Source organism: uncultured Citricoccus sp. (assembly GCF_937871995.1).
Taxonomy (GTDB): domain Bacteria; phylum Actinomycetota; class Actinomycetes; order Actinomycetales; family Micrococcaceae; genus Citricoccus.
In genome coordinates, this window is the sequence record NZ_CALMQR010000088.1 from 37,694 (window position 1) to 50,895 (window position 13,202).

Genomic DNA, 13,202 nt, shown 5'->3' on the forward strand with positions numbered 1-13,202 from the left:
GGGCCCGGTTCCGTGAGGGGGCAGGGTCAGTGCCGGCCACCCCGGTCGGTCGGCGTGCCCGCCTCACCGTGGGCCTGGGCGGCCTGCTGCACGATGGCGGCGTCCTCCGGGTGCTCGGAGAGGTACTGCTCGTGCACCTCGTCGACGTGCAGGTCCGTGCCCTCGATGGACTTGGGCACCATGGACACCGCGATGAAGGAGATGATGGCCAGCACGGCGATGTACACGCCGATGGTCCAGCCCATACCGGTCTGGTTCAGCAGCAGCTGGGCGATCATGGGGGCGAACGCACCGCCGATGATGGAGCCGAAGGCGTAGCCGATCGAGACGCCCGAGTAGCGCACGTGGGCGGGGAACATCTCGGCGTACAGGGCGGACTGCGGGCCGTAGGACGGGCCGAGGCCCATGGTGAGGATCACGATCGCCAGGGCGAACAGCGGCAGGGACGCCGTGTCCAGCATGAACCACATGGGGATCGCCCACACGATGATGATGGCGTAGCCGATCTGGAAGGTGCGGATCTTGCCGATCTTGTCCCCGATGTACCCGCCGAACATCGTGAACACCAGCCAGCCCAGGCCGCCGACGAAGGTGGCGATCAGGGTGGCCTCACGGCTCATGCCGAGCACGTTGGCCCCATAGGAGGCGAAGAAGGCGATCACCAGGTAGCCGGCGGCGTTGTTGGCCATGAAGATCAGGGCCGCCAGGGTGACGTTCTTCTTGTGGGACTTCAGCAGCACGCCCAGGGGGGCGGCGGACTCCTTCTTACGGAGCTGCATCTCCTTGAACACCGGGGACTCGTCCACGGCCTTGCGGATGAGGTAGCCGACCACGATCAGCACCACGGAGGACAGGAACGGGATGCGCCAGCCCCAGGCCTGGAAGTCCTCGGGCGACATCGAGCTGGTCAGGATCCACATGAAGGCGGTGGCCAGCAGCATGCCCAGCGGCACGCCGATCTGCGGGTAGGAGCCGAAGGCGCTGCGCTTGTTCTTCGGGGCGTGCTCCACGGACATCAGGGCGGCGCCACCCCACTCACCACCGGCGGAGAAGCCCTGGATGATGCGCATCAGCAGCAGGAGGATCGGGGCCCAGATGCCGATCTGGGCGTACGTCGGCAGGACGCCGATCAGCGCGGTGGCGCCGCCCATGCCGATCAGGGTGATCACCAGCACGAGCTTGCGGCCGTGCTTGTCACCGAGGTGTCCGGCGACCACGGCGCCGAGCGGGCGGAACAGGAAGCTGATGCCCAGGGTCGCCCACGTGACGACCTGCGCGAGGCCGGGATTGTCGGCGGACAGCGGGGCGAAGAACAGCGGGGCCAGCACGAAGGCGGCGGCCTGGGCGTAGATGAAGAAGTCGTACCACTCGATGGTGGTGCCGACGAGGGTTCCGGCCAGGACTCTCTTCTCTTCGGGGGTGCGACCCCGGGGAGAGGCCACTGCGGCGTCGTGATGTGCCATGGTGTGCTCCAGGTGATGGTGCGGATGCTTCGCGGGGATGAGGTTACGGATTAGTGACCGACCGTTCGGTTACTTCGAAGATCATAGAGGATTCCGGTGAGGTGTGTCACACGTTCCGTGCGGCCCGGTGTGAAGATCCCGGACGGGGCATTATTGGGTCACGGGTTAATGACGTAATGTCGGATGAGTGGGCGGTGTGTCGACCCGCCCCGTGCCCGCCGGCCGCCAGCCGGTGACCCGACGAAGAGGTGTCCCCATGACCGAGCAGAAGTCCGTGCCGCAGCCCCCGGCCGCCCGGCCGCGGCGCCAGCCCAAGCCCCCCGTGGTCCTGGAGGTGACGGCCACCGAACGACTGGGCCCCCACATGGTCCGGCTGACCCTGGGCGGACCGGGCTTCGGCGTCTACCAGGACAAGGACGCCACGGACAAGTACGTCAAGCTGATGTTCGCCGATCCGGCGCTGGGCCTGGAGATGCCGTACGACCTGGAGGTCCTGCGCGAGCGCCTGGCCCCCGAGCAGATGCCCGTGCGCCGTACCTACACGGTGCGCTCGGTGGACCCCGGGGCCGGCACCCTCACCATCGACTTCGTGGTCCACGGCAGCGACGGCCTGGCCGGCCCCTGGGCCGACTCCGCCCGGCCCGGGGACCGGGTGTGCCTCACCGGCCCCGGGGGGATGTACCTGCCCGACCCCGCGGCGGACTGGCACCTGCTGGCCGGGGACGAGTCCGCCCTGCCCGCGATCGGCGCGGCCCTCGAGGCCATGCCGGCCGACGCCGCCGGGCAGGCCATCATCGAGGTGAACGGCCCCGAGGACGAGATCGGGCTGTCCGTGCCCCAGGGGATCACCGTCACCTGGCTGCACCGCGGGACGGAGTTCACGCCCGAGACCACGAAGCTGGCCCAGGCGGTCATCGATGCCGAGTGGAGGGAGGGCGCCGTGCAGGTGTTCGCCCACGGGGAACGGGAGATGATCAAGGACCTGCGCCGGTACCTGGCCGACGTGCGCGGGGTGGACCGCCGGCAGATGTCACTGTCCGCCTACTGGGCCTATGGCCGGGCCGAGGAGGCCTTCCAGGCGGAGAAGCGCGAACCGATCGGGCAGATCTTCCCGGAGGCCTGAGCGTCCCGGCCCAGACGGCCGGGCCCGTCGGCCTGCCGCTGTGAGGGGCCGCCCGGCCCCGAGGTCCTCCACACGGACCGTGGGCCGGCCGGTTTCGCTGTCCCCGCGCGCGCCGTACGCTGATCGGCACAGCACGAGTCCGTACGAGTCCGCACGAGTCAGCCTGGTGCGACGCAGGACAGAACGCAGTCGAGGAGACATGGCATGGGCAGCGACCACGGCACGCCGCACGGGCACGACGGCGGCCGGGTGCCCGCGGACGCCGCTACCGGCACCGGTGCCGGTGACGGAACCGGCACCCCTGGTGCCGCGGAGGCGGACCTCGCGTCTGCGGTGGAACGCCACCGCGTCGCAGCGGAGCGGTACTCCGTGGCCAAGTACGAGTACAAGGCGGCCAAGTACGCGCTGAAGGCGGCACGCCTCCGGGCGGGCCAGGACCCCCAGGGGCGCCGTGCGCACGGCCATCACCACGGGCATCGCGAACACCATGGGACGTACGGCCGCCACCGGTATGACGACCGCCTCCCGGAGACCAGGTCGCGGCGCGAGGGTGAACCGCTTGCGGACGGGGTGGACCACGGCCGGGAACGGCGAGGCCGCCGGCAGGTCGTCCTGGAGGTGGTGGCCACGGAGCGGATTAGCGAGCACATCCAGCGCCTGACCCTGGGTGGTGACGGCTTCGAGGAGTTCCGGGACAACGCCTACACGGACAAGTACGTCAAGATCCTGTTCGTGGACCCCGCGCTCGGCCTTCAACCGCCCTATGACATCCAGGCCCTGCGCAAGACCCTGCCGAAACACCAGCGCCCGGTCCGGCGGACCTACACGGTGCACTCCGTGGACCCCGACGCCCGGACCCTCGTCATCGACTTCGTGGTCCACGGGGACGCGGGCGTCGCCGGGCCCTGGGCCGCGGCGGCCCGGGTGGGGGACAGGGTCGCGTTCTCGGGCCCGGGCGGCAAGTACGCCCCGGACCCGCGGGCCGACTGGCACCTCCTCGTGGGGGACGCCGCGGCCCTGCCGGCGATCTCCGCGGCCCTAGCCGCCCTGCCGGCCGATGCCGTCGGGGCGGCCTTCATCGAGGTCCCCGGCCCGGCCGACGAGTGGGAGCTCGAGGCGCCCCCGGGGGTGACGGTGAGCTGGTTGCACCGGGGACTGGCAGAGCGCGTCCCGTCACCGTTGCCGGGCGCCGTCCAGTCCATGGAGTGGCCTCCGGGACGGGTACAGGCCTTCGTGCACGGGGAGAAGGCCGCGGTGAAGTCCCTGCGGCGGCACCTGCTGGAGGACCGGGGCGTGGACCGACGGATGCTCTCGCTGTCCTCGTACTGGAGCCGGGGCTCGTCGGGGGACTGAAACTCTGGGCCCGTGGCTGCCCGTGGCTGCCCGGGCGCCGCGGCCCGCGCCCGGACCTGTCCGATGGTGCCGCCCGGAAGGCCCTCTACCGGAAAGTAGTGGACGATCGTCCACTACCAGCGGGGTGCCCCGATTTCTAGTCTGTGAGGACCCCCGGGCCGCCACGGTCGATGACAGCACCGGTCTCACCCAGCCCATTGACTGCACACCCTGGAGCCGCTGCCATGCTTGATGCCAAGACCATCACCATGAAGTGCCGGACGAGCACCCCGCACCGGGACTACTTCTGCCTGTGCAAGACCCTCGCCCCGCTCCGCCCCTACGGCGCCGAGGGCAACCTGGAGACCACGTCGACGGACCCCTGCGGGTGCATCCGGCTCATCGTGAACCCCGTCCAGGTGGCCGTGGTGGACCCGGCCTGTGACCGGCACGGGGCCGCATCGTCCTGAGCCGTGACCATCTCGACGGTCCGGGGTCAGCCGTCCTGCGCGGCGGCCGGGCGGTGCGATGGCCGACGGCCCATGACCTCGGCGATCTGGCCGACGCAGGGCTCGTTCTGCAGGGAGGTGGTGTCGCCCAGGGCGGTGCCCTCGTAGAGCTGGGTCAGCAGGCGGCGCATGATCTTACCGGAGCGGGTCTTGGGGACGTCGGGCACGAAGACGACCTCGCGTGGCTTGGCCACCGGCCCGATGACCCGGCCGACGTGCCGGCGCAGCTCCTCGGCGGCGTCGGCGGCGGGCCCGGCCCCGGTGCCGGCCGGCGCGGGGGCGTCCCCGAAGCCCGCCCGGGCCACCACGAAGGCCACGGCGGCGTGCCCGGTCTTCGCGTCCGGAACGGGGCAGACCCCGGCCTCGACCACTTCGGGGTGGGACACGAGCGCTGACTCAATCTCGATGGTGGACAGGCGGTGTCCGGAGATGTTGATGACGTCGTCGATGCGGCCGAGGATCCAGGTGTCCCCGTCCTCGTCGACCTTGGCACCGTCGCCGGCCAGGAACCAGCCCTGCCCGGCGTAGTCCTTCCAGTACGAGGTGAAGTAGCGCCTCGGGTTGCCCCACACGGTGCGGGCCATGGCCGGGCCGGTGCGGGTGACCACGACCTTGCCCTGCAGCCCGGCGGCCACGGGCGCCCCGGCGTCGTCCACCACGGCCACGTCCACCCCGGGCAGCGGGCGGGAGCCGCACCCGGGCTTGAACCGCTCGTCCGCCTGGCGCGGGGAGAGCACGGTGGCGCCGGTCTCGGACTGCCACCAGGTGTCCACCATCGGCACGCCCACGGAACCGTCGCGGGGGACCCGCGCGTCGTCGTCGCCGGTCTCGGCCTGGAGCCGGGCGTCCAGCGCGTCCAGGTGCGAGCGGCCGATCTGGGTGCGGGCCCAGGTCCATGCCTCCGGGTTGACGGCCTCTCCCACGGTGCCCACCAGGCGGATCGAGGAGAGGTCGTGCCCCGCGGGGATGCCCTCGGGGAACCAGCCCATCAGCGACCGGACCAGGGTGGGAGCGGTGTAGTAGGAGGTGACGCCGTAGCGCTCGATGACCTCGAAGTGCCGGCCCGGGTGCGGGGCGTTCGGCACGCCCTCGTAGATGACCTCGGTGACGCCGTTGGACAGCGGTCCGTAGATCTCGTAGGTGTGCGCGGTGACCCAGGCGAGATCGGCGGTGCACCAGTGCACGTCCTTCTCCCGCTCGGACACGTCCGGATGGGAGAACAGGTAGTCGTAGGACCAGGAGGCCTGGGTGAGGTAGCCGCCCGAGGTGTGCACGAGGCCCTTGGGCTGTCCGGTGGTGCCCGAGGTGTACATGATGAACAGCGGGGTCTCGGCGTCGAAGTACTCCGGGGTGTGGGTCTCCGGCTGGCGGTCCACGATCTCGTGCCACCACACGTCCCGGCCCTCGGTCCAGCTGATCTGGCCCGGGCCGTCCCCGACCTCGGTGTGGCCGGTGCGGTTGAGCACCAGCACGTGCTCGATCTGGTTCTGGCCGGAGACGGCCTCGTCCGCGTTGTCCTTGACGGGCACGGCCTGGCCGCGGCGGTACTGGCCCTCTGAGGTGACCAGCAGCTTCGCGCCGGTGTCCTCCACGCGGAAGCGCAGCGCCTCGGCGGAGAAGCCGCCGAACACCAGCGAGTGCACCGCGCCGATCCGCGCGCAGGCCAGGGTGATGACGATCGTCTCCACGAGCACCGGCAGGTAGACCACCACGCGGTCGCCCTTGCCGATGCCCAGTTCGAGCAGGGCGTTGGCGGCCTGGCTGACCTTGCGCTGGAGCTGGGCGTAGGTCACGGCGCGGCGGTCACCGGGTTCGCCCTCGAAGTACAGGGCCACCTTCTCCCCGCGGCCGGCGGCCACATGCCGGTCCACGCAGTTCACCGCGACGTTCAACCGGCCGCCCTCGAACCAGCGGATCTCCGGGCCGCGCTCGGCGGCCGGGTCGGCAGGGGTCCAGGAGTGGGTGGTGTGCCAGGGCGTCTCCCACTCGAGGCGCCGCGCGGCGGCATCCCAGAACGCGAGCCGGTCCTCCTCGCGCACGGGCCGGCCGTCCCCGAGCCCGCCGTGCAACAGGCCCGCGGGCCGGCCCGGGTGGACGGAAGGATCGGCGGCGTCCACGACGTCGGCCGGCAGCGGGCCGGGCAGGGCACCGGGGGCGTGGGCGGGGGTGTCGCGCGCGGTGGCGGTGGGAGCGGCGTGCGGGGCAACAGACAAGACAGAACCTTCTTTCCATCGAATCTGGCAGTAGCACCTGGTCCGGTCCTTGCAGTGCCGGGAGGGCACCCCAGGACCATGGACGGGTTGCTGCGGCGTCACGGAGCCAGATCTCTCAGCCGCTCGGGATGGTCGCCTCCACTCTACGACCGGTCCTGTCCGCGGAGCGAAACGGGTGAAGCAGTGCTACGCACCGGCCTGATGCCCTAGTTTTGACGTGCACCGACGCCGACGGACAGGGACTGCACATGGAGGACATCGCACTGCTGGCCGTGGCCGGTGTCCTGATCATCGTGCTGGTCTCGCTGTTCGCGCCCCGGTTAGGCGTCGCGGCGCCGATCCTGCTCGTCCTGGTGGGCATCGGCTGCAGCATGATCCCCGGGGCGCCCCAGATCCTGCTGGACCCGGAATGGATCCTCATGATCGCGCTGCCGCCGATCCTCTACTCGGCGGCGGTCAACGTCCCCATCACGGACTTCCGCCGGGACCTCGGCACCATCAGCGCCCTGTCCGTGTTCCTGGTGATCGCCTCCGCCTTCGCCACGGGGTGGCTGATCTGGTGGCTGCTGCCGGACATCGATCTCGCGGCCGCAGTGGCCCTGGGGGCGGTCATCAGCCCGCCGGATGCCGTCGCGGCCACCTCGATCGGCAAGAGACTGGGCCTGCCGCCCCGGCTGGTGATGATCCTGGAGGGGGAGGGCCTGGTCAACGACGCCACCGCGCTGGTCATGCTCCGCACCGCCATCGCGGCCACCGCCGGCGCCGTGACCTTCTGGGGTGCCATCGGTGACTTCGCCTACGCCGTCAGCGCCGGGATCGTCCTCGGTCTCCTCGTGGGCGCCGGGACCGTCTGGTTCCGGTCCAGGATCCGGCAGCAGCCCGTCCTCACCACGGCGATCTCCCTGACCGTGCCGTTCCTGGCGTACATGCCCGCGGAGAACCTGCACGCCTCGGGCGTCATCGCCGTGGTCACTGCCGGCCTCCTCACCGGTCACCAGGCGCCCCAGCGCCTCAGCGCGGCGGACCGGCTCACCGACCGCACCAACTGGCGCACCATCCAGCTGCTCCTGGAGAACGGCGTGTTCCTGCTTATGGGCTTCGAGATCACCTCGATCGTCGCGGACGCGGAGGCCTCGGGGCGGGGGCTGTGGTTCGCCGTCGGGATCGCCGTGCTGTGCACCGCGGTCCTCGTCGTGGTGCGCATCGCCTTCGTGGTGCCGCTCATCGCCGTGCTCCGGGCGCGGCAGAGGCGGGTCCCCCAGCTCGCGCGGCACCTCGATGCCGCGCTCGAGTCCACGGCGTCCGGGGAGCCGCCCCACCCGCGGACGGTGGCCCGGTTGCGGCGGTGGCGTGCCGATGCGCACTTCCTGGCCACGCAGGGCCTCGGCTGGCGGGGCGGGGCCGTGCTGGCGTGGTCCGGGATGCGCGGCGTCATCACCCTGGCCGCGGCCCAGTCCCTCCCGGCTGACATCCCGTACCGTCCCGAACTGATCCTGATCGCCTTCTCCGTGGCCATCCTCACGCTCGTGGTCCAGGGTGGCACCCTTCCGCTGCTGATCCGGGTGCTCGGCATCAAGGGGACCGACGAGGAGGCGCAGCGCCGGGAGATCGGCCGCCTGGCCGATGAGATCATCGCCGCGCGCCAGGCCTACCTGCAGAACAGGACGCTGCTCCGTGAGGACGGCAGTCCCTTCGACCCCGCCGTGGTGGAGCGGGCCCGACGGGAGGGCCGGGCGGCCACGCAGGCACTGGCGGCGATGGTGGCCGAGGTGGACCCGGACAGCCAGCGGCAACAGTACCGGGAGCTGCGCCGGCAGCTGGTCGAGGTGGAACAGGCCGCGCTGCTGGACGCCCGCTCCGGGGGCACGTACTCCTCGCACACCCTGCAACGCGCGCAGCACTTCATCGACACGGAGGCCACCCGCCCGGGTTAGGGCGTGTCTCCTCATGTCTCTCGTCTGAGACTGAAGCGCTGGGCACATGACCCCGCGCCGCACATGTCAACGCAACCAGCCACCCACGAGGAGACACGCCCTGGTCGTGACCCTCCGCGTTCCGGGAATCGAGTTCTAATCAGAGGCCCGCACTCTTCAAGTCGGGTATTGGCACGACGGGCCCCTCGGCCGAGCCCTGGCGGGCGAGTGGGGCAATCAGTGGATCCTGGCAGCTACGTGTACGCCGCCAACGGCCTGGCGGTCATCTCTACAGCACCCTCACTGCAGGCTGACTGGAACGCCAACTGGGGCTTCAGATAACGTCGCAGCCACTCCCCGAAGCTCAGGCTGACCGGTGCCTGCTTCCCCGGGATGTCGGAGTGATGCCGGTCAGATGGCTCGCCCGGGGTTCAGGATGCCATGAGGATCGAAGAAGGCTTTCAGCTCGTGCTGCAGGGCCAGGGTGTCCGGGTCGAACTGCTGGGTGAGCATCCCAGTCTTGAGCGAACCGATGCCGTGCTCCCCAGAGATCACGCCGCCCATCTCCAAGGCGGCCTCGGTGATGAGGGTCAGCACGTGCTCGGCCGCGGCCACGTCCTCGGGGAATCGCTGGGGGCCAGCACGGCGGGGTGCATGTTGCCGTCGCCGGCATGGGCGCAGGTGTTTACCGAGTAACCGGTGTGGGCGGAGATGCTCTCGATGCGCCCGAACATCTGCGCCAATCGGCTGGGCGGAACGGCAACGTCGCAGGACAGGGCCAAACCCGCGGCGCTGAGCGCGGGGTTCACCATCCGTCGGGTCCGGAGCACATCGTCGCCGTCGCCCGCCTCGGCCAGAACGGCCCCGGCGGCCCGGCATGCTGAGACGATCTCCTCTGCCTGCCGGTGGGCATCGGTGCCCACGGTCTGGCCCACCAGCAGGGCTTGCCCATCGGTCGTGATGGTGGAGGGGAAGTGCCGCTGGACGATGTCGATGCAGTTCCGGTCCATCAGTTCCAGGATCTCCGGGGTCGTCGAGGAGGCCATGATCGCCGCGACCGCCTCTCCTGCGGCAGTCATGGTCGGGAAATGCGCCTGGAACGTGACCGGGGTGCCGGTGGGGCGGGGCTTGAGACGGGCGAGGACCTTGGTGACCACGCCGAGGGTCCCCTCGGAGCCGATGAACAACCCCGTCAGGTCATAGCCTGTGCTGTTCTTCCGGGTCCGGGAGCCGGTGTGGAGCAACCGGCCGTCGGGCAGGACGACCTCGAGCCCGGCGATGGCGTCGCGGGTGACACCGTGGGCCAGGCAGCGCAAGCCGCCTGCGTTGGTGGCCACCGTGCCACCGATGGTCGCGGTCTGGTAGCTGACGGGGTCCGGGGCGTACATCAGCCCGTGTTCGGCGGCCGCCTGGTCCAACTTCTCTACGACGACGCCCGGATCTGCCACGGCGATCCGATTGGCGGCATCGATCTCCAGCAGCCGGTTCAAGGTCCGCAGGGAGATGACCAGCCCCCCGGCGTAGGCCAGGGCGCCGCCGCTGACGCCAGTGCCGGCTCCGCGCACGGACACGGGCACCCGATGGGCATTTGCCCAGCGCAGTGCCGCCCGGACGTCTTCGGCCGAACGGGCTTGGACCACCGCCGCGGGCAGACCCACCGGTTCGGCCCGGGAGGCGTCCCGACTGTGCTCGGCCAGCACGGCAGGCTCAACGCTCACCGTGTCCCCGAGCTCCTGCATCAGTTCGTGGAGGGCCTGCGGTGAGGCCGCCTGCACATGGCCCCGAAGGCCGGTGTCTCCCTGATCTCGTTCATAGCTCGTGCGCATGGATGATCTCCTCGTGACCAATTGGCGCTCTACACCAGCGCCGGAATGTGAACTGACTCAGATACGAAACGTGGAAGCCGCCTCGAAGCACGGGACCCGTGTCCTACCGGGTGTGTCTGCTCGGACACCCTATGCGCCGCGTGGATCAAGGCACGGGTCGGTGGTCGCTCTCGGATACGCACTGGGAGCGACCACCGGTGAATATGATCCCGGTCAGGTGAGTGTGAGGCGGGATCCTTCTTTGGTGAGCAGGACGGCGATGAGTCCTGCGGCCAGGACGGCGATCCAGAAGCCGGCGACGAGGCCGGTGCCGCCGGCGACCATCAGGCCGGTGGCGATCATTGGGCTGAGCCCGGCGCCCAGCACGGAGGCACCCTGGTAGGACAGCGACGCCCCGGTGTAGCGGACGTGGGTGGGGAACTGCTCGGCGATGAAGGCGCCGATCGGTCCGTACAGCAGGCCCTGGATGACCCCGTTGCCCACGACGATAGCCACGGCGAAGCCCCAGATCGTTCCGTTGTTGAGCAACAGCATCAGCGGGTAGGCGGCAACGATCCCGGCGACGCCGCCGATGGCGAGCATCCGTCGGCGCCCGATGCGGTCACTCATGCGGGCGGCCCAGAAGGTCACCACGAGGGTGAGGACCGCCCCGGTGGCCTTCCAGTTCAACACCGCCTCGCGGTCGACGCCTTCGGAGGCGGCGATGGAGACGCCCCAGACGGTGAGCAGTCCCTGGCAGCAGTAGAAGCTCACGGCGGCCACGAGACTGAGCACGACGGCGCGCGGGTGGTTGCGCAACACCTCCATCAGCGGTAGGCGCCGCTTGTCCCCGGCCTCGGCCAGTTGGGCGAACATCGGCGTCTCGGTGACCTTCAGGCGGATGACCATGCCGACGGCGATCAGTGCGGCGGAGAGCAGGAAGGGGATGCGCCAACCCCATTCCAGGAAGGCGTCTCCCGTCAGGGCGGAGGTGGCGGAGACGACCAGGGTGGCGAGGATGCCGCCGGCCGGGCCGCCGCCGTTGGCGAAGGCGGTCGCGAAGCCGCGCCGGCGCTGCGGTGCATGCTCCATGGCCATCAGCGCGGCCCCTCCCCATTCTCCGCCGACGGCGACGCCCTGGACCAGACGCAGCAGCACCAGGATGATCGGGGCGGCGATGCCGATCTGTGCGGTCGTGGGTAGCACGCCCATGAGCATGGTGGCCCCGCCCATCATCAGCATGGACAGCACCAGCATCTTCTTCCTGCCGATCCGGTCGCCGTAGTGGCCGAAGACGATGCCGCCCAGGGGGCGGGCGAAGTAACCCGCCGCGAGTGTGGCGAAAGAGGCGAACAGCGCGAAACTCGGCCCGAGGTCGGCGAAGAACACGTGGTTGAACACCAGGGACGCTGCCGTGGCGTAGAGGATGAAGTCGTAGTACTCGATGGCGCTGCCGATGAAGCTCGAGGACAGGATGCGACGCATGTCCTTGGTGTTCATCGATTCCTGCACCTGCGGGGCCTCCGGCGGCAGGTCGGACTGGATGGTGGGTGTGTTGTGCATGATGGTTCCTCGCTGGCGTTTGAGGGTCAGAGGGCGAGACGGTCGAGGGCGGGCTGCAGTTCGATCACGTCGAGGTCATCGGGGACGTGGAAGATCCCCTCGAAGTGCTGTCCGGCCTCACGCCACACCGAGTCCGGCGCGGTACCGGGGACGAGGTGGTGCAACGCCAGCTGGCGTGCCCCGGCCTGCTGGGCCACGCGTGCGGCGTCCGAGACGGAGGTGTGGGACTTGTAGTGGTGGTCGCGGGCCGCGCGCGAACCCGCGTCGGTCTTGCCGGCGTAGGTTGCCTCCACGAAGCCGGTGAAGTCTATGGCCTCGTGCAGCAGCAGGTCCGTGTCGCGGGCCAGGCGGACCATGTTCGGCGTGTAGGCCGTGTCGCCCGAGAAGGTCACCGACCCCTCTGCGGTGTCGAAGCGCAGTCCGAAGGCCGGGGCGACCGGGGGGTGTTCGACGAGGATCGCGGTGACGGTGACTAGGTCGTCGCGGTAGATCTCGAATGGCTCCATCCCCGGGGTGGGGTTGTCGTTGGGGTGGTAACCGATACCGGCCGGGATCTCGATGTCCCGGGCGTCGAACAAATCCAGGGGCGAGGGCCGCAGGGAGTCGATGATGCGGTCATTGAGGTCAGTCGCATGGGCGCGCATCAGCGTCTGGAACATCTCGCGGGTGCCGGGGGTGGGGCAGTCCGGGGCCAGCGGAACCGGCGGCACCGTGGCCCGCGGAGAGGCCGGGGGGAGTACCCCGCGGTTGCCCGGCCCGATGATCCGCACGGGGTCGTGTTCGCGGCCAATCAGCTCGAACAGGCCGAAGATGGCCAGGCTGGCCAGATCCACGGTGTGATCGGAGTGCAGGTGGGTGAGGAAGACCGCGCGCAGGTCGCTGATCTCCAGGCCGGCCTCGGACATCCGCCGCCCGACACCGTGACCGCAGTCGACCAGGTAGACCGCGTCGCCGACCACCACGGCCGTGGCGATACCGGTGCGTCGGCTCGCCTGCTCGGCGCGCCACCATCGCGGGCCACCGGCGGTTCCCAGGGTGACGATCCGCGGGCGAAGGCTGGGAGGGGCAGAGAGGCTCACGAGTGTTCTCCAGAAGTTTGATGGTGGATAACCGGGGTACCCACTAGTGTGATCCGGGTTACAGGATGTGAATAGTCAATAGATCAGATGCCATTGATTAGGAGAACTGATGCCTGAAGTCACACTGCGGCAGATGCGGTACTTCGTGGCCATCGTCGACCTGGGTTCAGTCACGGCGGCCGCGGCCGCCTGCCATGTCTCC

The 13,202-nt window shown here is 70.0% G+C and carries 9 protein-coding genes, 1 pseudogene and 1 riboswitch; of the genes and pseudogenes, 5 read left to right on the forward strand and 5 right to left on the reverse strand.

The window, feature by feature from the left end; all coding sequences use genetic code 11:
• Window positions 1–26: 26 nt before the first annotated feature.
• A complete protein-coding gene (locus Q0283_RS10735) occupies window positions 27–1,463 on the reverse strand; it encodes an MFS transporter (RefSeq protein ID WP_183529581.1) in 1,437 nt (478 codons plus the stop codon).
• A 256-nt stretch (window positions 1,464–1,719) separates the two neighbouring features.
• On the opposite strand from Q0283_RS10735, the gene Q0283_RS10740 reads away from it, so the two are divergent.
• The 3 genes from Q0283_RS10740 (at window position 1,720) to Q0283_RS10750 (ending at window position 4,388) form a co-directional block, all read left to right on the forward strand.
• Window positions 1,720–2,586, forward strand: a complete 867-nt coding sequence (locus Q0283_RS10740; protein WP_183529579.1) for a siderophore-interacting protein — start codon at window positions 1,720–1,722, stop codon at window positions 2,584–2,586.
• A gap of 204 nt (window positions 2,587–2,790) precedes the next feature.
• Window positions 2,791–3,939, forward strand: coding sequence for a siderophore-interacting protein (locus Q0283_RS10745; protein WP_183529577.1), 1,149 nt, complete (start codon window positions 2,791–2,793; stop codon window positions 3,937–3,939).
• Window positions 3,940–4,163: 224 nt separating this feature from the next.
• The gene (locus Q0283_RS10750; RefSeq protein WP_183529575.1) at window positions 4,164–4,388 is read left to right on the forward strand and encodes a hypothetical protein; all 225 of its coding nucleotides are present in this window, start codon (window positions 4,164–4,166) and stop codon (window positions 4,386–4,388) included.
• A 26-nt stretch (window positions 4,389–4,414) separates the two neighbouring features.
• On the opposite strand, the gene Q0283_RS10755 is transcribed toward Q0283_RS10750, so the two are convergent.
• On the reverse strand, window positions 4,415–6,640 hold the full coding sequence (locus tag Q0283_RS10755; RefSeq protein WP_255459750.1) for an AMP-binding protein: 2,226 nt from the start codon (window positions 6,638–6,640) through the stop codon (window positions 4,415–4,417).
• A 12-nt stretch (window positions 6,641–6,652) separates the two neighbouring features.
• Window positions 6,653–6,775, reverse strand: a riboswitch (SAM riboswitch).
• A gap of 113 nt (window positions 6,776–6,888) precedes the next feature.
• Between Q0283_RS10755 and Q0283_RS10760 the strand changes: the two genes are divergently transcribed.
• Window positions 6,889–8,574 (forward strand): sodium:proton antiporter, encoded by a 1,686-nt coding sequence (locus tag Q0283_RS10760; RefSeq protein WP_183529573.1) that lies wholly within the window; start codon window positions 6,889–6,891, stop codon window positions 8,572–8,574.
• Window positions 8,575–8,964: 390 nt separating this feature from the next.
• Here Q0283_RS10760 and Q0283_RS10770 read toward each other — a convergent pair.
• The 3 genes and pseudogenes from Q0283_RS10770 to Q0283_RS10780 all read right to left on the reverse strand — a co-directional run bounded on the left by Q0283_RS10770 (window position 8,965) and on the right by Q0283_RS10780 (window position 13,000).
• Window positions 8,965–10,379: pseudogene (locus Q0283_RS10770) on the reverse strand (FAD-linked oxidase C-terminal domain-containing protein).
• 213 nt (window positions 10,380–10,592) lie between these two features.
• Window positions 10,593–11,921, reverse strand: a complete 1,329-nt coding sequence (locus Q0283_RS10775) for an MFS transporter (protein ID WP_183529571.1) — start codon at window positions 11,919–11,921, stop codon at window positions 10,593–10,595.
• Window positions 11,922–11,947: 26 nt separating this feature from the next.
• Window positions 11,948–13,000: an MBL fold metallo-hydrolase gene (locus Q0283_RS10780; protein WP_183529569.1), complete on the reverse strand. Its 1,053-nt coding sequence runs from the start codon at window positions 12,998–13,000 to the stop codon at window positions 11,948–11,950.
• Window positions 13,001–13,133: 133 nt separating this feature from the next.
• Between Q0283_RS10780 and Q0283_RS17635 the strand changes: the two genes are divergently transcribed.
• On the forward strand, window positions 13,134–13,202 hold a 69-nt coding region (locus tag Q0283_RS17635), incomplete at its 3' end, for a LysR family transcriptional regulator (RefSeq protein WP_366134354.1).